The organism is Xanthomonas sp. WHRI 7945 (genome assembly GCF_035026585.1).
Map to the genome: position 1 here is coordinate 1 of NZ_JAYIQP010000037.1, position 18,819 is coordinate 18,819.

Annotated in this window: 16 protein-coding genes; 11 read left to right on the forward strand and 5 right to left on the reverse strand. The window is 68.1% G+C overall.

Translation table 11 applies throughout. The annotated features are described in order from the left end of the window. Together VDQ83_RS18150 and VDQ83_RS18155 are read left to right on the forward strand one after the other, a co-directional pair. Positions 1 to 206, forward strand: a 206-nt coding sequence (locus VDQ83_RS18150; protein ID WP_455435958.1) for a hypothetical protein, incomplete at its 5' end; no start/stop codon positions are given. A 149-nt stretch (positions 207 to 355) separates the two neighbouring features. After that, positions 356 to 1,423 (forward strand): NAD(P)-dependent alcohol dehydrogenase, encoded by a 1,068-nt coding sequence (locus VDQ83_RS18155; RefSeq protein WP_455435959.1) that lies wholly within the window; start codon positions 356 to 358, stop codon positions 1,421 to 1,423. Between the two features lie 436 nt (positions 1,424 to 1,859). On the opposite strand, the gene VDQ83_RS18160 is transcribed toward VDQ83_RS18155, so the two are convergent. Further along, entirely contained in the window at positions 1,860 to 3,590 is a 1,731-nt protein-coding gene (locus VDQ83_RS18160) for a M28 family metallopeptidase (RefSeq protein ID WP_455435960.1), read from the reverse strand. An 84-nt stretch (positions 3,591 to 3,674) separates the two neighbouring features. Next, complete coding sequence (locus VDQ83_RS18165) at positions 3,675 to 4,337, reverse strand: DUF4097 family beta strand repeat-containing protein (RefSeq protein ID WP_263396041.1); 663 nt, start codon at positions 4,335 to 4,337, stop codon at positions 3,675 to 3,677. A gap of 146 nt (positions 4,338 to 4,483) precedes the next feature. Between VDQ83_RS18165 and VDQ83_RS18170 the strand changes: the two genes are divergently transcribed. Together VDQ83_RS18170 and VDQ83_RS18175 are read left to right on the forward strand one after the other, a co-directional pair. Next, a complete protein-coding gene (locus VDQ83_RS18170; RefSeq protein ID WP_455435964.1) occupies positions 4,484 to 5,752 on the forward strand; it encodes a murein hydrolase activator EnvC family protein in 1,269 nt (422 codons plus the stop codon). A 104-nt stretch (positions 5,753 to 5,856) separates the two neighbouring features. Beyond that, positions 5,857 to 7,374 carry a S41 family peptidase gene (locus VDQ83_RS18175; protein ID WP_455435961.1) on the forward strand — a complete coding sequence of 506 codons (1,518 nt, stop codon included), beginning with the start codon at positions 5,857 to 5,859 and terminating at the stop codon, positions 7,372 to 7,374. Between the two features lie 142 nt (positions 7,375 to 7,516). Here VDQ83_RS18175 and VDQ83_RS18180 read toward each other — a convergent pair whose 3' ends face one another. Continuing rightward, a complete protein-coding gene (locus VDQ83_RS18180) occupies positions 7,517 to 7,837 on the reverse strand; it encodes a DUF1820 family protein (RefSeq protein WP_263396039.1) in 321 nt (106 codons plus the stop codon). A 40-nt stretch (positions 7,838 to 7,877) separates the two neighbouring features. Further along, positions 7,878 to 8,570, reverse strand: coding sequence for a rhomboid family intramembrane serine protease (locus VDQ83_RS18185; RefSeq protein WP_145708760.1), 693 nt, complete (start codon positions 8,568 to 8,570; stop codon positions 7,878 to 7,880). 232 nt (positions 8,571 to 8,802) lie between these two features. Here VDQ83_RS18185 and VDQ83_RS18190 point away from each other — a divergent pair, with 232 nt between their 5' ends. Continuing rightward, a complete protein-coding gene (locus VDQ83_RS18190; protein WP_455435962.1) occupies positions 8,803 to 10,143 on the forward strand; it encodes an outer membrane protein transport protein in 1,341 nt (446 codons plus the stop codon). Positions 10,144 to 10,494: 351 nt separating this feature from the next. On the opposite strand, the gene putA is transcribed toward VDQ83_RS18190, so the two are convergent. Next, positions 10,495 to 13,680 (reverse strand): bifunctional proline dehydrogenase/L-glutamate gamma-semialdehyde dehydrogenase PutA, encoded by a 3,186-nt coding sequence (gene putA / locus VDQ83_RS18195; RefSeq protein WP_455435965.1) that lies wholly within the window; start codon positions 13,678 to 13,680, stop codon positions 10,495 to 10,497. Between the two features lie 272 nt (positions 13,681 to 13,952). On the opposite strand from putA, the gene VDQ83_RS18200 reads away from it, so the two are divergent. The 6 genes from VDQ83_RS18200 to VDQ83_RS18225 are packed head-to-tail and all read left to right on the forward strand — an operon-like array spanning position 13,953 to position 18,697. Beyond that, complete coding sequence (locus VDQ83_RS18200; protein WP_263398549.1) at positions 13,953 to 14,429, forward strand: DUF2244 domain-containing protein; 477 nt, start codon at positions 13,953 to 13,955, stop codon at positions 14,427 to 14,429. Positions 14,430 to 14,449: 20 nt separating this feature from the next. Next, a complete protein-coding gene (gene coxB / locus VDQ83_RS18205; protein ID WP_455435963.1) occupies positions 14,450 to 15,439 on the forward strand; it encodes a cytochrome c oxidase subunit II in 990 nt (329 codons plus the stop codon). A 30-nt stretch (positions 15,440 to 15,469) separates the two neighbouring features. Then, positions 15,470 to 17,080 carry a cytochrome c oxidase subunit I gene (gene ctaD / locus VDQ83_RS18210; RefSeq protein ID WP_263396031.1) on the forward strand — a complete coding sequence of 537 codons (1,611 nt, stop codon included), beginning with the start codon at positions 15,470 to 15,472 and terminating at the stop codon, positions 17,078 to 17,080. Further along, on the forward strand, positions 17,080 to 17,214 hold the full coding sequence (locus VDQ83_RS18215; protein WP_263396030.1) for a hypothetical protein: 135 nt from the start codon (positions 17,080 to 17,082) through the stop codon (positions 17,212 to 17,214). The genes ctaD and VDQ83_RS18215 overlap by 1 nt, the downstream gene beginning before the upstream one ends. Continuing rightward, positions 17,211 to 17,801, forward strand: a complete 591-nt coding sequence (locus tag VDQ83_RS18220) for a cytochrome c oxidase assembly protein (RefSeq protein WP_263396029.1) — start codon at positions 17,211 to 17,213, stop codon at positions 17,799 to 17,801. The genes VDQ83_RS18215 and VDQ83_RS18220 overlap by 4 nt, the downstream gene beginning before the upstream one ends. Positions 17,802 to 17,821: 20 nt before the next feature. Continuing rightward, complete coding sequence (locus VDQ83_RS18225; RefSeq protein ID WP_263396028.1) at positions 17,822 to 18,697, forward strand: cytochrome c oxidase subunit 3; 876 nt, start codon at positions 17,822 to 17,824, stop codon at positions 18,695 to 18,697. Positions 18,698 to 18,819: the final 122 nt, after the last annotated feature.

Here is an 18,819-nt window from a genome sequence, read left to right on the forward strand (position 1 = left end):
TTGAGCCGGTCCAGCTTGGTGTAACCCTGCTCGCTCAGCAGCGCGCGGACCTGCGCCTGCGTCAGCGGGGCGCTGCCCTGCGCCGCCGCCGGCGCTTGCGCAGAAGCGCTGCCGGCCAGCGGCCGTTGCCGGCGCGACGAAACGCCACGCCGCTCTGGGCGATCGCGACAGCGTGTCTGAGTTCGCTGGCCCGCTGGCAAGGATGATTCGCTCCGTTCCACTGACGATGCGCGCATTTAATGCGTGTCGACTTAGACTTTCCGCCTGCCATCCAGCTTTGACGTGCGTTGTCGCTCCGACCGCACCTGGGCCTACCAGGCCGCATCCTCCTTTCCCCCGTTACGAGAGAACCCTCATGAGCCAAGCCAATGGATACGCCGCGCTGGCGTCCGATCAGCCGCTGATCCCCTATGCGTTCGAACGCCGTGCGACCGGGCCGCAGGATGTCAGCATCGAGATTCTCTACTGCGGCGTCTGCCATTCCGACCTGCATACGGCACGCAACGAATGGCAGAACACCCAATACCCGTCCGTGCCGGGACATGAAATCGTCGGACGCGTGACCGCGGTCGGCGACCAGGTCGAGGCCTTCAAGGTCGGCGACCTGGCCGGCGTCGGGTGCATGGTCGATAGCTGCCGGCATTGCGCGTCCTGCGCGGACGGCGAAGAGCAGTATTGCGAGAACGGCTTCGTCGGCACCTACAACGGTCCGATGTTCGGTGGCGAGAACACCTATGGCGGTTATTCCGACCATATCGTGGTCGACCAGAAATACGTGCTGCAGATCCGCCATGCCGAAAAGGACCTCGCCGCGGTGGCGCCGCTGCTGTGTGCGGGCATCACCACCTATTCCCCGCTGAACCACTGGAAGGTGGGACCGGGCAAGAAGGTCGGCATCGTCGGGTTGGGCGGCCTTGGCCATATGGGCGTGAAGATCGCGCACGCGATGGGCGCGCATGTGGTGCTGTTCACGACGTCGGCGAGCAAGAAGGAAGACGCGCTGCGCCTTGGCGCCGACGAAGTGGTGGTGTCCAAGCTGCCGGAGGAGATGGCGGCGCACAGCAACAGCTTCGACTTCATCCTCAATACCGTCGCCGCCTCGCACGATCTGGATGCGTTCCTGACCCTGCTCAAGCGCGACGGCACCATGACCCTGGTCGGTGCACCGGCCGAGCCGCATCCGTCGCCGACCGTGTTCAACCTGATCATGAAGCGTCGGCAGCTGGCAGGCTCGTTGATCGGCAGCATCCGCGAGACCCAGGAGATGCTCGACTTCTGCGCGAAGCACGGCATCGTGTCCGACATCGAGACGATCGAGATGGCGCAGATCAACGAGGCCTACGAGCGCATGCTCAAGGGTGACGTGAAGTACCGCTTCGTCATCGACATGGCCAGCCTGGAAAAAGCCAAGCAGGCGGCCTGACCCCATCGCATGGCAGGTCGCCGAACATGCGACTTGCTGCGACGACGATAAAGAGCTTCGACGACGCGCTCGGGCATACAAATGCCCGGGCGCTTTTTACTTTATGCGCGCGGTGCGTACGACACCGCGCTAGCGATTTGCTCTGACACTCGAAGTGGATCGTCACGTTGCGCACGCAGATCGTGTCGGACTGGCGAGGTAGGCCAGCGAGGCGCCGGGATTGGCGTACGGGAAGCACACGTTGCCGCGGCACACTTGCACCTGCGCGGCTGCGGAGCCGTGACGGGCTTGTCGTTACCGCCGGTCGCGACAGAAGTAGCTCGCCACGTCGGCGACCAGCGGCTGACAGCATCATGCGGAAACCTTGCAGGGTGGGTGAAACGACAACGGCGCCGCAGCGCCGTTGTCGTGACCGTTGCCGAGAGGCGTCAGCCGATCATTTGCCCGGTGCGGCCGGCGCCGGCTTGGCGCCGCCCATCATGCTATCGCGGGCCGCCTTGAACGGGTTGTCCGGATACCAGTTCGGCCAAGCATCGCCTGCGGCGAGTTCCTTGCCGACGCCGTAGACGGCCTGCAGGTCGTCCATCACCCCGTCGAGCTTCCAGGTGGCCGGATCGTACTGGTCCGCTGCCGTGTGGTAACGGTGCTTGCCGTAGTCTTCGGCGGCGCGCTTGCCGGCATCGATGCCGCCGTCGATCAGGTCTTCGCCGCCGTCGATGTACAGCGCCGGCACGCCGGCCTTGGCGAAGTTGAAGTGATCGGAGCGGAAGTAGAAGCCGCCCTGCGGCGAGGATTCGGCATGCAGCACGCGGCCTTGCGCGGCGGCGATCGGCTTGAGCAGGTCCTCCAGTTCGGAACTGCCGAAACCGTTGACCACCAGGTCCTTGGCGCGACCGGCGACCGGCATGGCGTCGAGGTTGATGACGCCGGCGATCTTGTTCAGCGGGAAGGTCGGGTGGGCGACGTAATACTTGGAACCGAGCAGGCCCGACTCTTCCAGCGTCACCGCCAGGAACACCACCGAGCGCTCCGGCTTGGGCTGCTGATGCGCGAACGCGTCGGCGACCTCGAGGATGCCGGCGACGCCGGTCGCGTTGTCGACCGCGCCGTTGTAGATGTTGTCGCCGGGCTCGCCCTCGTGCTTGCCGAGGTGATCCCAGTGCGCCATGTACAGCACCGCCTCGTCGGCACGGCTGCCGCCGGGCAGTACGCCGACCACGTTGCGCGACTTCTTCTCGGAGATCGTGCTCTTCAGGTCCACCGACAGCTTGGCCTTCAGCGGCACCGGCTTGAAGCCGCGCTTGCTCGCGTCCTTGTACGCCTGCGCCAGATCCAGCCCGGCATCGGCGAACAGCTGCTTGGCGGTCTCGGTGGTGATCCAGCCCTGCGCGGGAATGCGCGGTTCCGGATCGTCCTTGGCCGGCAGGTCGTACTGCGCGCCGGACCAGGAGTTCTTCACCACGTCCCAGCCGTAGCTGGCGCCGGGAGTGTCGTGCACGATCAGCGCGGCAGCCGCGCCCTTGCGCGCGGCTTCCTCGAACTTGTAGGTCCAGCGCCCGTAATAGGTCATGCGCTTGCCTTCGAACAGCGAGCCGTCCTCGGTGTGGAAGCCCGGGTCGTTGACGAACATCACCACCGTCTTGCCTTTCCAGTCCTGATCGGCGTAGTCGTTCCACTTCTGCTCCGGCGCGTCCACGCCGTAGCCGACGAACACCATGTCGCTGGCGTCGATCTTGACCTCGGTCTGGCCGGTGCGGGTGCCGATCACCATGTCGGTGCCGAATGCCAGCTCGCGCGGCTTGCCGTTCTGCTCCAGCTTCAGCGTGGTGCGCGGGTCGGCCGTGGTCTCGGTCATCGCCACGTCCTGGAACCAGCTGTCACCGTTGCCCGGCTGCAGGCCGATGCGCTGCATCTGGTCGCGGATGTAGGCGACGGTCTTGTCCTCGCCGGCGGTGCCCGGACCGCGGCCTTCGAACTCGTCCGAGGACAGGGTCTTGACCAGTTCGCCGAAGTCGGCCGGGGTGATCTCGGGAGTGAAGGCGTGGGCCGCCGCGGCCACAGGAGCGGACGGCGGCGGTGCGGCATCGGCGGCCGGGGCCGGCGTTTCGCGTTTGCAGGCGGTCAGCGCAGCGGCCGCGGCCAGGCACAGCACAAGCTTGCGGGACATGGGGGCTCCTGGGGTCTGAGGAATCCCGATTCTATAGGCAAGTCCCGCGCGCGCGTCGCCGGCGGCGGAGGCCGGCGCGGCGGATCAGTTGTCCGGTGCGGTCTCGCCGTCGAACGCCTGGGCGGTGGCGCCGGTGATCGGCCCGGTCTTGGCGCTGCGGTGCACGTACAGCGTCACCTCGCGTTCGAAACGCAGCGGGCCATCGATCACCGCGCGCGGGCCGATGATGACGCGCGGCTTGCGCGCCGGCTTGAACGACATGCTGAAGCTCGGCTTGGTGATCTCGATCCCGCCGCTGATGTGCGAGTCGTGGCCCACGGTGACGTCGCCGTTGACCGTCTCGATGCCGCCTTGCAGCTGCGTGGCGACCAGGCCGATGCTGCCGTTGACGCTCTCCACGCCGCTGTCGATACGGCCGCCGCGGTCGACGAAGATGCCGCCGTTGACCGTCTCGATGGAACCGGAGATCTGCACCTGCTGGCCGACGCGGATGCCGCCGTTGACCGTGGACAGGCCCTTGGTCTGCGCGTTGTCGGCGATCTTGATGCCGCCATTGACGGTTTCCACGTCGCCGACGGTGGCGCCCGCCTCGACCTCGATGCCGCCGTTCACCGTCTCCAGGTCGCCGTATTGCTTGCCGGACTCGGCGGTGATGCTGCCGTTGACCTTGCTGATGCCTTCGGCGGCCACGGCGGGACCGGCGATCAGGGCCAGCGCCAACAGGACCGATAAATGCGTACGCTTCATCACCCACCTCCAGAACGCCGGCCAGTCGCGGCATCAATCGTGGGGCGATCACAACACGCTTCGCTACAATCCGCACCTGCCTGAAGTCATTGGACCAGCCCTTGCCCGCAACCGTCTTCGCTCCGTTGCGCCCCGCCTCGCCCGGCATGGCAGGGCGGCGCCTGCGTGGGCCTTGGCGCGCTGCGCTGTCACGGCTGGCGGCGGTCGGACTGCTGCTGGTCGCGGTGCAGGCGCTGGCGCAGAACCCGCGCGAGGCCGAACGCCGGTTGGAGAAGGTGCGCGGCGAACTGAAGAGCGTGGCCGAGGAGCGCCGCGAACTGGAAGGCAAGCGTGGCGACGCGGCGCGTCAGTTGCGCGAGGCCGACGAAAAGGTGGCCACGACCGGGCGCAGCCTGGCGCAGACCCAGCAGGCGCTGCGCCAGCACCAGCAGACCCTGGCCGAACTGGAGCGCAAGCGCGACACCCTGCGCAGCGGCCTGGTGCGGCAGCGTGCCGAACTGGCGCAGTTGCTGCGCGCGGCCTACGCGATCGGCGGCAATGCGCCGCTGAAGCTGCTGCTGGCGCAGGACCGGGTGGCCGATGCCAATCGACTGCTGGCCTATCACCGCTATCTGCAGCGCGAGCGCGCGCAGCGTATCGCGACCCTGACCCAGGAGCTGCAGGCGCTGGAACAGGTCCAGCGCGACGTGGCGGCGCAGCGGCAACAGCTCAGCGCCGCGCAGCGCCAGCAGCAGGAACAGGCGGCGGCGCTGCAGCGCGACCGCAAGCAGCGCGCCAGCCTGGTCTCGGAACTGGACCAGCGCTACCAGGACCGCAGCGAGCGCGAGAAGGCGCTGGGCCAGGACGCCAAGGCGCTGGAAACGCTGCTGGCCAACCTGCGCGCGGCGGCCGCGCGGGCCGAGGCCGAGCGCCGCGCGGCAGCCAAGCGCGCCGCGGCCGAGCAGGCCGCGCAGGCCAAGGCCGCAGCGAAGAATCCCTCGCGCGGCGGCAGCAAGGTGCCGCCCAAGGTGGTGGCGTCGGCGCCGGCGCTGAAGGTCGGCGGCCTGGGCTGGCCGCTGTCCGGCGATCTGATCGCGCGCTATGGCGGCAAGCTGCCCGACGGGCGCACCAGCAACGGCGTGCTGATCGCCGCGCCGGCCGGCAGCACGATCACCGCGGTGGCCGACGGCACGGTGGTGTTCTCCGACTGGATGACCGGTTACGGCATGATCCTGATCGTGGACCACGGCAACGGCTACATGAGCCTGTACGCCCACAACGACGCGCTGCTGCGCGATCCCGGCGATCGGGTCAAGCGCGGCGACGCGGTGGCCAAGGTCGGCAATTCCGGCGGCCAGGGGCGTCCGGCGCTGTATTTCGAATTGCGCCGCAACGGCCAGCCGGTGGATCCGTCGTCGTGGCTGCAGCGCCGCTGAGCGCCGCCGCGACGATCCGTTCAACGCGAATTTAGCCTGGCTTCGCGCATAATCCGGACAGCTGCGCCGTGCGCGCGCAGGCCATCCCCCAATCGGAGTGCTTCATGCGCGTAGTCCTGTCCGCTGCCCTGTTGCTTGCCCTGGCGCCGCTGCCGTCGATGGCGCAGAGCGCCGGCGAGCAGACGCCCACGGTCCCAACGGCCAGCGCCGACGATCCCGATGCCACCGAGTCGGCCACCTCGCGCGTGCCGCTGGACGAGATCCGCCGCTACGTGGCGGTGTACAACGCGGTGAAGGAAGCCTACGTCGATCCGGTCGACGACAAAAAATTGATGCAGTCGGCGATCCGCGGCCTGCTGCTGGACCTGGATCCGCACAGCACCTATTTCAGCAAGGAAGACGCCGAGGCCTTCGACGAACAGGCCACCGGCGCCTACGACGGCATCGGCGTGGAATTGCTGCAGCTGCCGGACAACACGCTCAAGGTGGTCTCGCCGATCGACGACACTCCGGCCGCGCGCGCCGGCGTGCGTTCGGGCGACATCATCGTCGCCATCGACGGCAAGCCGATCAGCGCGGTCAAGGCGATGGAGCCGTTGCGCGGCGAATCCGGCAGCAAGGTGGTGCTGACCATCGTCCGCGAGAAGCTGGACAAGCCGTTCGACGTGACCCTGACCCGGCAGACCATCCGCGTGGCCAGCGTGCGCAGCCGCATGCTCGAGCCGGGCTACGGTTACATCCGCATCAGCACCTTCCAGGCCGATACCGGCGCGGATTTCCACAAGCAGCTGCAGCAGCTGCAGACGCAGGCCGGCGGCAAGCTGCGCGGCCTGGTACTGGACCTGCGCAGCAACCCCGGCGGTCTGCTGACCGCGGCGGTGCAGGTCGCCGATGATGTGCTCGACAAGGGCACCATCGTGACCACGCGCGGGCGCATCTCGGTCAGCGATTCCAAGTTCGACGCCACGCCCGGCGACGTGCTCAACGGCGCGCCGATGGTGGCGCTGGTCGATGCCGGGTCGGCCAGTGCCTCGGAGGTGCTGGCAGGCGCGCTGCGCGACAACAAGCGCGCGCGCATCGTCGGCAGCCGCACCTTCGGCAAGGGCTCGGTGCAGACCGTGCTGCCGCTGGACAACGGCGACTCGGTCAAGCTGACCACGGCGCGCTACTACACGCCCAGCGGCAAGTCGATCCAGGCCAGCGGCATCGTGCCGGACGTGGTGCTGCGCCCGGAAGAGAGCAAGGACGACGCGGACACGCCGGCGGTGCTGGCCGACTACAGCGAAGCGACGCTGCCCGGCCACCTGCACGGCGACGACGAAGGCGCCGAAGGCTACAGCGCCGGCGACGTGCTGCCCGGCGACGCGCCGATCGCGCAGGCGCTGGCCGAGTTGAAGCAGCCGGGCGCGGTGGCCAGGGCCGCCGCGGCCAAGCCGGCCAAGGCCAAGCCGAAGGCGGCCACGCCGACGGCAGCGAAGCCGGCGACGCTCGCGCCCAAGACGGTGGCGCCGAAGAGCGACGCGCCGAAGGCCGATACGCCGCAAGCCGAGACACCGAAGGTCGATCCGCCCAAGACCGACGCACCCAAGACCGACACGCCGGCGCCGCCTTCGGGCAGCTGACGCTGCGGTCGCAGTGTGCCGCGCCGGTCACGGCGCGGTTGCGCCTACGCGACGCAGTCCATCAATCCGGCAACGCCCTTGTAGGAAGCAAAGCGCGGACAGAGAGATGCGCTGCTCGCTCGCGATCAGCGACCGCCTCGGCTCAGCGCGGCTTGCCCGGCATCGGGAACGGGGTGATCACCTTTTCGCCGGTGGTCGCGTCGCGGATCGCGGACTGGCCTTTCTTCTCCACTTCCTCGATGCGCACGATGCTCTGCATCGGCAGGTGCAGCATCTTGGTGTCGCCGAACTCCTCGCGCAGGCGTTCCTCGGTCGGATCGACGACCAGGCCGTCGTGCAGGTCGAACACCAGCGCGCCTATCTCGCTGAAGCCCCACAGGTGGCTGCTGCCCACGTGCTGCGCGTACAGCTCGTACACCTTGCCGTGGTTGAGGAACGTCACTTTGTACAGGGGCTTGGCCATGCCCGAAGTATAGAGCGCGGTACCGCCGCGGCGCGGCGGATCAGAAGCCCTTGCGCTTGCGCAGGCGCCGCGCGATCGCCGCGCGCACGTACAGCCCGTACGCCATGCCGAAGGCGAAGCCGGTCAGGTGCGCCGACCAGGCGACCATGCCGAACGCCGGGCCGATGTAGGCGAACACCACCTGCAGCGCCGCCCAGGTACCGATCAGCAGCGAGGCCGGCGCGCGCACGAATTCCAGGAACAGCCCCAGCGGCAGCACCACGCCGAGCTTGGCCCGCGGGAACAGCGCCAGGTAGGTGCCGATCAGCGCCGAGACCGCACCGCTGGCGCCGATGATGACCCGGTCCGGGGTGCCGATCGCGAACACCGCGGCCAGGTTGGAGATGGCGCCGCCGCCGAGGAACAGCAGCAGGAAGCGCCACGGCCCGAGCACGCGTTCGGCCGGCAGGCCGAAGATCAGCAGGAACACCAGGTTGCCGAGCAGGTGCGACCAGTCCGCATGCAGGAACAGGGCGGTGAACAGGCGCAGCACGCTGCCGTCCTGCACCGTCGCCAGCCAGTCGCGCGGGCTGGCGACGCCGGCCGAGAGCGCGCCCCAGTCCAGCCACAGGGTCGCGCGCGCCTGGTTGGGGCGGCTGATCGACCACAGGAACGCCAGCCACATCGCCGCGAACAGCAACGGCGTGGCCCAGCGCAGCGTGGTCCGGTCGCGGGAGGGAATGGAGACGAACATGCCTGTACCGGGGGACGCGGCCCGTAACGATACCGGCTCCATTCGGCTGAACGCACGCCTACTCCGCGCGAAGCTGAACGGGGGCTATTGTTATTGTTCGGTTAACGCGCCGGGGTATACTGCATACGGCGTCGTATGTCGGGAGGGGAATCCGGCGCGCGTTCCCGGCTGCTCAGCTGGGGGCGCGCAGGCGCGAACACAGACATTTTCGTCTTCCGGAGAGTGACAAGCCATGCAAAACGCAACCCAGTTCGTCCGTTTCACCGCCCTGGCCGTCGGCATCGTCGGCGCCCTGACCATCGGTCAGGCGCACGGCGCCGCGTTCCAGCTCAAGGAAAACAGCGCCAAGGGCCTGGGCCGCGCCTTCGCTGGCTCCGGCAGCGCCCCGGGCGATGCCTCGATCATCGCCAACAACCCCGCCGGCATGCGCCAGCTCGACGGCCGCCTGTTCCAGGCCGACGTCAGCGCGATCCACTTCTCGGCCAAGTACAAGGGCGAGAGCGGCACCTACGCCACCGGCGCGCCGATCTCCGGCGGCGACGGCGGCGACGCCGGCATGATCGCCCCGGTCCCGGCGATGTACTTCCACGTGCCGTTCGGCGAGAACAACAACATGCACCTCGGCACCTCGGTGACGGTGCCGTTCGGCTTCAAGACCGAATACGACCGCGACTGGGTCGGCCGCTACAACGGCGTCAAGACCGAGCTGCAGGCGATCGACTTCAACGTGGCGTTCTCGTACGACGTGAACCCGTACGTGTCGTTCGGCGCGTCGGTGTTCGCCGAGCGCCTGGACATCGAACTGACCAACGCGGTCGATTTCGGCAGCATCCTGGCTGCGCGCCGCGTGCCGGGTTTCGCGCCGGGCAGCGCCGACGGCTACTCCAACATCAAGGGCGACAGCACCGAGGTCGGCTTCACCCTGGGCGGCCTGTTCAGCATCGATGAGAACACCCACATCGGCCTGAGCTACCGTTCGCAGGTCGAGCACAAGATCACCGACGGCGACGCCAACTTCACCACCCCGGCCAATGCCGCGACGGTGCTGGGCGTCGCCGCGCCGGGCACCTTCATCGACACCAAGGGCCGCGCCACGGTCAAGCTGCCGGCCAGCGCGACCGCCAGCTTCACCCACAACATCAACGAGCAGTGGTCGGTGATGGCCGACGTCACCCGTACCGCCTGGAGCAAGTTCGACCGGGTCACGGTGGACTTCGCCTCCAACCAGCCCGACAGCGTGCTGGACTTCTCCTACCGCGACACCACCTTCGTCTCGATCGGTGCCGACTACCGCATGAGCGACACGCTGACGCTGCGTGGCGGCCTGGCCTACGACCAGACCCCGACCACCGACGATCACCGCGACGTGCGCGTGCCCGACGCGAGCCGCAAGTGGGTTTCGATGGGTCTGAGCTGGCGTCCGTCCGAGCAGGCCGAGTACAACTTCGGTTATACCCACCTGTTCACCAGCGATCCGCACATCGCCACCACCAGCGCCACCGGCAATTCGTTGGTCGGTAGCTACGACGTGAGCGGCAACGTGCTGGCGGCGTCGGTCAACTACAAGTTCTGATCGATCGGTACTGCAGTGAACCGCCGCGGCGCTGGCCGCGGCGAACAAAAAAGCCCCGCTTCTGCGGGGCTTTTTTGTTTTACGGTTCGGATCCCGCAGCGTTTGCGGCGGATTGCTGGAGAGCCTGGTCGGCACCGCGCGACACAACGTGCCTGCATGTTTGTGCAAGCGGCCGACGCATCGGCATGGCTGATGGGAGCACGAGGATGCGGCGACGAGCTGTCGATCCGTCGCCGAACACGCCGAGCTGTCGTGTAGGAGCGGCTTCCGCCGCGACATTGCCTTGCCGGAGAGTGCCTGTCGCGGCTGAAGCCGCCCCTACAGAAATACTGCAGAGAATCCTTGCGCCGATCAGTCGCCCAGCGTCAGCAACGACGCATTGCCGCCGGCCGCCGTGGTGTTGACCGTCACCACCTTCTCGGTGGCGAAGCGCAGCAGGTAGTGCGGGCCGCCGGCCTTGGGGCCGGTGCCGGACAGGCCCTGGCCGCCGAACGGCTGCACGCCGACCACCGCGCCGATCTGGTTGCGGTTGACGTAGACGTTGCCGACCTGCACGCGTGCGGCGATGCGCTCGATGGTCTCGTCGATGCGCGAATGCACGCCCAGGGTCAGGCCGTAGCCGGTGGCGTTGATCTGGTCGATCACCGCGTCGAGCTGGTCGGCCTTCCAGCGGATCACGTGCAGCACCGGGCCGAAGATCTCGCGCTGCAGCTGTGCCAGCGACTGCAGTTCGTAGGCGCGCGGGGCGAAGAAGCTGCCGTGCGCGGTGCCGTCGTCGGTGGCGGCGACGGCGATCAGCCGCGCTTCGCGGTCCATGCGCGCGGCATGCTCGGTGAGGATCTGCAGCGCGTCGGCATCGATCACCGGGCCGACGTCGGTGGACAGCAGGCCCGGGTCGCCGATCTTCAGTTCGGCCATCGCGCCGGCCAGCATGGTCATCACCTTGTCGGCGATGTCGTCCTGCACGAACAGCACGCGCGCGGCCGAGCAGCGCTGGCCGGCGGAGATGAAGGCGCTGGAGATCGCGTCCTTGACCACCGCCTCGGGCAGCGACGAGGAGTCGGCGATGAACGCGTTCTGGCCGCCGGTCTCGGCGATCAGCACGCCGATCGCGGCGTCGCGCGCGGCCATGGCGCGGTTGATCGCGCGCGCGGTCTCGGTGGAGCCGGTGAAGGCGACGCCGGCCACACGCGGGTCGCGGGTCAGCGCGGCGCCGACGGTGGCGCCGTCGCCGGGCAGGAACTGCACCGCCGCTTCCGGCACGCCGGCTTCGTGCAGCAGCTTCACCGCGGCATGGCCGATCAGGTTGGTCTGCTCGGCCGGCTTGGCGATGACGCTGTTGCCGGCGGCCAGCGCCGCGGCGACCTGGCCGAGGAAGATCGCCAGCGGGAAGTTCCACGGGCTGATGCACACGAACACGCCGCGGCCGTGCAGCTGCAGTTCGTTGGATTCGCCGGTCGGCCCGGGCAGGCGCTCGGGCGCGCCGAACTGGGCGCGCGCCTGGCCGGCGTAGTAGCGCAGGAAATCCACGGCCTCGCGCACTTCGGCGACGCCGTCGGGCAGGGTCTTGCCGGCTTCCTTGACGCACAGCGCGATGAACTCGGGCAGGCGCGCTTCCAGCAGGTCGGCGGCGTGCTCAAGGATGGTGGCGCGGCTGGCGGCCGGGGTGCGGTTCCAGCCCGGCTGCGCGGCCACCGCATTGGCCAGCGCCTTCTCCACCGTGGCGGCGTCGGCCGGCTGCCAGCGGCCCACGGTCTGGCGGCGGTCGGCGGGATTGACCACCGGCAGCGGCTCGCTGGCGAGCACCGCGCCCGGCACCAGCGGCGCGGCCTGCCAGGGCTTGATCGCGGCGTTGAGCTGGTCGGCCAGCGCGCGCAGGTCGTTGTCGTTGGCGAGGTTGGCGCCCATGGAATTCTTCCTGTTGTGGTTCTGGCTGCGCAGCAGGTCGGCCGGCAGCGGAATCTTCGGATGCGGGATGGAGGCGAACGCGGACACGGCCTCGACCGGGTCGCGGATCAGGTCCTCGATGGCCACGTCCTCGTCGGTGATGCGGTTGACGAAGCTGGAGTTGGCGCCGTTCTCGAGCAGGCGCCGCACCAAGTACGGCAGCAGGTCCTCGTGCGAGCCGACCGGCGCGTACACGCGGCACGGCACGCCCAGACGATCGGCGGGGATCACCTCGGCGTAGAGGTCGTCGCCCATGCCGTGCAGCTTCTGGTGTTCGTAGTCCTTGCCGCCGGCGATGGCGCGCACCGCGGCGATGGTCTGCGCATTGTGGGTGGCGAACATCGGGTACAGCGCGTCGCTGTGCGCGAACATGCGCTTGGCGCAGGCCAGGTAGGACACGTCGGTGTTCTGCTTGCGGGTGAACACCGGATAGCCCGGATGGCCCTCGACCTGCGCGCGCTTGATCTCCGCATCCCAGTACGCGCCCTTGACCAGCCGCACCGGGATGCGGCGGCCGACGCGGCGCGCCAGGTCGGCGAGGAAGTCGATCGTGTACGGGGTGCGCTTCTGGTACGCCTGCACCGCCAGGCCGTAACCTTCCCAGCCGTCCAGCGACGGATCGGAGAAGGTGGCCTCGATGATGTCCAGCGACAGCTCCAGGCGGTCGGCTTCCTCGGCATCCACCGTGTAGCCGATGCCGTAGGACCGGGCCAGCTGCGCCAACTCCAGCACGCCCGGCACCAGCTCGGCCATCACCCGCGCGCGCTTGGCGTGCTCGTAGCGCGGGTACAGCGCGGACAGCTTGATCGAGATGCTGGGCGCGGCGAACACGTCGCTGCCCTTGTACGAGCCGTTCGGGCCGCTGCGGCCGATCGCGTGGATCGCCTGGCGGTAGGCGTCGAGATAGCGGTGCGCGTCCTTCATGGTCAGCGCGCCTTCGCCGAGCATGTCGAACGAGTAGCGGTACAGCGCGTTGTCGCCCTTCTTGGAGCGCGACAGCGCCTCGCCGATGGTCCGGCCCATCACGAACTGGTGGCCCATGATCTTCATCGCCTGGCGCACCGCCAGACGGATCACCGGCTCGCCGACGCGGCCGATCAGGCGCTTGAACGCGCCGGCCACGTCGGCGCGGGTCAGGTCGTTGATCTGCACCAGCTTGCCGGTGAGCATCAGGCCCCAGGTGGAGGCGTTGACCAGCACCGAGTCGCTCTCGCCCATGTGCTTCTTCCAGTCCGCATCGCCGAGCTTGTCGCGGATCAGCTTGTCGGCGGTTTCCTGGTCGGGGATGCGCAGCAGCGCCTCGGCCACGCACATCAACAGCACGCCTTCCTCGCTGCCCAGGTCGTACTGGCGCATGAAGGCCTCGATCGCGCCCTGGTCCTGGGCGCGGGCGCGCACGCGGGTGACCAGGTCGGCGGCCAGCGCCTGCACCTTGGCCTGGTCGGCGGCGGGCAGGCGCGCCTGCTCGAGCAGTTCGCGCACGTGTTCGGCCTCGTCCTTCAGCCAGGCGGCGGTGATCGCGGCGCGCAGCGCGTGGGAGGCGGGGGGCAGTTCGGGGGCAAGCAGCGGCGAGGGAGACGCGGACGGCATCGCCGGGGAGGACCCGGCGCCAGACAGAGCGTTCATGCGGGGAGGACCAGGGAAGATGCGCCCATTTTATGTCAGCGCCCGCTCGCGCAGCGCGTCGGCGACTGTGCCCGATCCCGCATGTCGGCGCGGGTCTGAACGCCGGCGGCGAGAATCTGGTTGCAATGCAGCATTTTTTATGATGAACGCGCGCTTGCCGCCGCGCAGGCCCGGGGCTACCATCGATGCGTTACCCGCGGCTTGGACAGCGCGGCAGCCCGGAAGCGCGGTTCGACATGATCGAAATGTTTCCGTTTACGTCGGAGGGGCCGGGTACGCAGCTGCGGCTGCGACCGCCACGGGCGCTCAGCGCCCGGCAATTCGTCGTGCTGTTCGCGGCACTGGCCGGGGCGATGTGGGTGGTGGCGGTGTTGGGGTGGTTCGCCGGCAACGTGTTTGCGCCTGCGTTCGCCCTGTTGCACAGCACCGTGGTGGCGCTCGCGCTGCGCTGGTCATGGCGCAGCGGCGAACGCGAAGAGGACATCCGGGTGGGTCCGGGCTGCGTGGAAGTGACCCGCACGAATGCAGGAACGCCGGCGTTCCGCGCCCACCCGCATTGGGTGCGGTTGCGGATCGAAGGCGACGACAGGGTGGTGCTGGCGTCCAGCGGCAAGCAGGTCCGGGTCGGCGAGTTTCTCGGCCCGGGCGAGCGCCGCGAGCTGGCGCAGACCCTGGAAGGCTTGCTGGCGGCCGCGACCGGCCGCAACCGATGACGCTCCAAGGGGTCTAGGCAATGAAGCAAAGCGGCAGATGGAAGCAACAGGCGGTCAGGGGTGGGATGGCATTGGCGGCGGCGCTGGCCGCACCGATGGCGTGGGCGCAGTCGGCCGACCCCAAGCCGTGGCAATTGAACATGGGCCGCGGCGTCACCCAGAGCGCCCGCAATGCCTACGACGCGCACATGGTCGCGTTGTGGGTGTGCGTGGTCATCGGCGTGCTGGTGTTCGGCGCGATGGCCTATGCGATGTTCAAGTTCCGCAAGTCCAAGGGCGCGGTCGCCGCGCAGTTCAGCCATAACACCAAGGCCGAGATCGTGTGGACGGTGATCCCGGTGCTGATCCTGATCGTGATGGCGTGGCCGGCCACGGCCAAGCTGATCGCGATGTACGACACCCGCGATGCCGAGATGACGGTCAAGGTCACCGGCTACCAGTGGATGTGGCGCTACGAATACCTGGGCGAGAACGTGGCGTTCACCAGCCGCCTGGAGCGCGGTTCCGACCGCATGCGCCAGAGCGGCAAGGTGCCGACCCTGGAAAGCGATCCGCACTACCTGCTGGACGTGGACAACCGGCTGGTGCTGCCGGTGAACACCAAGGTGCGCTTCGTGATCACCGCCGACGACGTGATCCATGCCTGGTGGGTGCCGGCGCTGGGCTGGAAGCAGGACGCCATCCCCGGGATCATCAACGAGGCCTGGACCAGCATCGAGACGCCCGGCGTGTACCGCGGCCAGTGCGCCGAGCTGTGCGGCAAGGACCACGGCTTCATGCCGATCGTGGTCGAGGCCGTGTCCAAGCAGGATTTCCAGAAGTGGCTGGCCTCGCGCAAGCCGGCTCCCGCCGCCGCGCCGGCCGCGCCCGCGCCTGCCGCTGCGCCGGCGCCGGCCACGCCGGCGGCCCCGGATGCGCCTGCGCCCGACGCCACCGCGCCGGCCGCGCCGCCGCAGGCCGTGCTGCCTCGCCTTCGTTCCGGTTCGCACCTGACCGTGCAAGCCGCCTGATCTCCTGCATTCTTTTTTGAGGTAGCCGCCATGGCCCATTCCGCAGTCGATCACCACGACGAGCACGGGCATCAGCAGAGCTTCGTGGAACGGTGGTTCTTCTCCACCAACCACAAGGACATCGGCACGCTGTACCTGCTTTTCAGCTTCACGATGTTCATCATCGGCGCGGCGATGAGCGTGATCATCCGTGCCGAGCTGGCGCAACCGGGGCTGCAGTTCGTCAAGCCCGAGTTCTTCAACCAGATGACCACCGTGCATGCGCTGGTGATGATCTTCGGCGGCGTCATGCCGGCCTTCGTCGGCCTGGCCAACTGGATGATCCCGCTGCAGATCGGCGCGCCGGACATGGCGCTGCCGCGCATGAACAACTGGTCGTTCTGGCTGCTGCCGGTGGCTTTCACCCTGCTGCTGCTGACCCTGTTCATTCCCGGCGGCGCACCCGCCGGCGGCTGGACGCTGTATCCGCCGCTGTCGCTGCAGGGCGGCTACAACGTGGCCTTCAGCGTGTTCGCGATCCACGTCGCCGGCATCAGCTCGATCATGGGCGCGATCAACATCATCGCCACCGTGCTGAACATGCGCGCGCCGGGCATCGACCTGCTGAAGATGCCGATCTTCTGCTGGGCCTGGCTGATCACCGCGTTCCTGCTGATCGCGGTGATGCCGGTGCTGGCCGGCGCGGTGACCATGCTGCTGACCGACAAGTTCTTCGGCACCTCGTTCTTCAACGCCGCCGGCGGCGGCGACCCGGTGATGTACCAGCACATCTTCTGGTTCTTCGGCCACCCCGAGGTCTACATCATGATCCTGCCGGCGTTCGGCGTGATCAGCGAGATCATCCCGACCTTCAGCCGCAAGCCGCTGTTCGGCTACCAGGCGATGGTCTACGCGATCGCGGCGATCGCGTTCCTGAGCTTCATCGTCTGGGCCCACCACATGTTCACCGTGGGCATGCCGCTGGGCGGCGAGATCTACTTCATGTTCGCCACGATGCTGATCTCCATCCCCACCGGGGTGAAGGTGTTCAACTGGGTCAGCACCATGTGGCAGGGCTCGCTGACGTTCGAATCGCCGATGCTGTGGGCGGTGTCGTTCGTGATCCTGTTCAGCATCGGCGGCTTCTCCGGGCTGATGCTGGCGATCGTGCCGGCCGACTTCCAGTACCACGATACCTATTTCGTGGTCGCGCACTTCCACTACGTGCTGGTCACCGGCGCGGTGTTCGCGCTGATCGCCGCGGTGTACTACTGGTGGCCGAAGTGGACCGGGCGCATGTACAACGAGGGCTGGGCCAAGTTCCATTTCTGGTGGACGATGCTGTTCGTCAACCTGCTGTTCTTCCCGCAGCACTTCCTCGGCCTGGCCGGCATGCCGCGGCGCATTCCCGACTACAACGTGGTGTTCGCCGACTGGAACCTGATCAGCTCGATCGGCGCGTTCGGCATGTTCGTCACTCCGTTCCTGATGGCCGGCATCCTGCTGGCGTCGTTGCGCAGCGGCGCGCGCGCCGAGGCGCGTTCGTGGGAAGGCGCGCGCGGCCTGGAGTGGACCGTGCCGTCGCCGGCGCCGGCGCATACCTTCACCCTGCCGCCGGTGCTCAAGCCCGGCGACCTGGCCCACGACGACATCAGCCACTGATGACCGCGCAACAACCGCCGCTCGACGATCTGGTGCTGCGCCGCAAGCGCGCCGTGCGCACCGCGCTGGTGGTCGGCGCGATCGCGTTGCTGATCTATGCCGGCTTCATCCTGTCCGGAGTGCTCGGCCGATGAACGCGCCGGCGCCCCGCGTGCACAGCAGCGCCGGCCTGTTCAAGCTGGTAGGCGTGGCGCTGGCGGTGTTCGTGCTGACCTTCTCGCTGGTGCCGCTGTACCGCATCGCCTGCGAGAAGGTGTTCGGCGTGCGCCTGGAGCGCGGTCCGGGCGAAGGCCCGCAGGCGGGCAAGCCGTTGCTCGGCAAGCGCACGGTCAAGGTGGAATTCGACGGCGGGGTGAACTCCAAGCTGCCGTGGTCGTTCCACCCGGAGCAGCTGACCATGGACGTGGTGCCCGGCGAGCTCAACGAGGCGCTGTACTACGCGCGCAACGACGGCGCAGGCGCGATCGTCGGCAGCGCGGTGCCGTCGGTGGCGCCGTCGCGCGCGTCCGGCTACTTCACCAAGACCGAGTGCTTCTGCTTCACCGCGCAGACCCTGCAGGCCGGCGAGAAGCGCGACATGCCGGTGCGCTTCATCGTCGACCCGAACCTGCCGAGCGACATCACCACCATCACCCTGTCGTATACCTTCTTCAAGAACGATGCGCTGAGCGCCGAACTGGGATCGCCGAAACTGGCCGGTTCCGTGCACGCAGCCCCTTGACCCGACCCGGAACGCCCGCCATGGCCCAGCCCAGCACCGACGCCACTGCCTATTACGTGCCCAGCCACAGCCGCTGGCCGTTCATCGGCTCGATCGCGATGTTCGTGACCATGATCGGCGTGGCCAGTTGGCTCAACGACGCGGCCTGGGGCAAGTGGAGCTTCTTCGCCGGCATCGCGATGCTGGTGGCGACCTTGTTCATGTGGTTCGGCGACGTGATCCGCGAGTCCATCGCCGGTCACTACAACCGTCAGGTCGACGTGTCCTTCCGCATGGGCATGGTCTGGTTCATCTTCTCCGAAGTGATGTTCTTCGGCGCGTTCTTTGGCGCGCTGTTCTACACCCGCACCTTCATCCTGCCGTGGCTGGGCGGCGAGGGCGACGGGGTGATGACCAACGCGCTGCTGTGGGACGGCTATTCGGCGGCGTGGCCGACCAACGGCCCGGGCGCGGTCGGCGGCCAGTTCCAGACCATCCCGGCCTGGGGCCTGCCGCTGATCAATACGCTGATCCTGCTCAGCTCCGGCGTGACCCTGACCATCGCCCACCACGCGCTGAAGGCCGGCCATCGCGCGCGCCTGCTGGTGTTCCAGGGGCTGACCGTGCTGCTGGGTTGCGTCTTCCTGTTCTTCCAGGCCGAGGAATACATCCACGCCTACAAGGAACTCAACCTGACCCTGGGCTCGGGCATCTACGGCTCGACCTTCTTCATGCTCACCGGCTTCCACGGCGTGCACGTGCTGCTGGGCACGGTCATGCTGCTGGTGATGTGGCTGCGCTCGGCGCGCGGGCATTTCAGCCGCGACAACCATTTCGCCTTCGAAGCGGCGGCGTGGTACTGGCACTTCGTCGACGTGGTGTGGCTGGCGTTGTTCTTGTTCGTTTATGTGTTGTGAGGCGGGACCGGGGACCGGGGACCAGGGACCCGGGGATGGCCGCAAGTGCGCCGCATTTTTGCTTTTCTGTAGGAGGGGCTTCAGCCCCGACGCGTTATCGGTAAGGCGTCGGGGCTGAAGCC

Bases quoted from the DNA above. Each gene is read 5' to 3' on its own strand.
- VDQ83_RS18160 (WP_455435960.1), bottom strand. From the start codon at position 3,590: ATGTCCCGCAAGCTTGTGCTGTGCCTGGCCGCGGCCGCTGCGCTGACC.
- VDQ83_RS18215 (WP_263396030.1), top strand. From the start codon at position 17,080: ATGACCGCGCAACAACCGCCGCTCGACGATCTGGTGCTGCGCCGCAAG.
- VDQ83_RS18190 (WP_455435962.1), top strand. From the start codon at position 8,803: ATGCAAAACGCAACCCAGTTCGTCCGTTTCACCGCCCTGGCCGTCGGC.
- VDQ83_RS18170 (WP_455435964.1), top strand. From the start codon at position 4,484: ATGGCAGGGCGGCGCCTGCGTGGGCCTTGGCGCGCTGCGCTGTCACGG.
- coxB (WP_455435963.1), top strand. From the start codon at position 14,450: ATGAAGCAAAGCGGCAGATGGAAGCAACAGGCGGTCAGGGGTGGGATG.
- VDQ83_RS18175 (WP_455435961.1), top strand. From the start codon at position 5,857: ATGCGCGTAGTCCTGTCCGCTGCCCTGTTGCTTGCCCTGGCGCCGCTG.
- VDQ83_RS18220 (WP_263396029.1), top strand. From the start codon at position 17,211: ATGAACGCGCCGGCGCCCCGCGTGCACAGCAGCGCCGGCCTGTTCAAG.
- VDQ83_RS18225 (WP_263396028.1), top strand. From the start codon at position 17,822: ATGGCCCAGCCCAGCACCGACGCCACTGCCTATTACGTGCCCAGCCAC.
- VDQ83_RS18200 (WP_263398549.1), top strand. From the start codon at position 13,953: ATGATCGAAATGTTTCCGTTTACGTCGGAGGGGCCGGGTACGCAGCTG.
- ctaD (WP_263396031.1), top strand. From the start codon at position 15,470: ATGGCCCATTCCGCAGTCGATCACCACGACGAGCACGGGCATCAGCAG.
- VDQ83_RS18155 (WP_455435959.1), top strand. From the start codon at position 356: ATGAGCCAAGCCAATGGATACGCCGCGCTGGCGTCCGATCAGCCGCTG.
- putA (WP_455435965.1), bottom strand. From the start codon at position 13,680: ATGCCGTCCGCGTCTCCCTCGCCGCTGCTTGCCCCCGAACTGCCCCCC.
- VDQ83_RS18185 (WP_145708760.1), bottom strand. From the start codon at position 8,570: ATGTTCGTCTCCATTCCCTCCCGCGACCGGACCACGCTGCGCTGGGCC.
- VDQ83_RS18165 (WP_263396041.1), bottom strand. From the start codon at position 4,337: ATGAAGCGTACGCATTTATCGGTCCTGTTGGCGCTGGCCCTGATCGCC.
- VDQ83_RS18180 (WP_263396039.1), bottom strand. From the start codon at position 7,837: ATGGCCAAGCCCCTGTACAAAGTGACGTTCCTCAACCACGGCAAGGTG.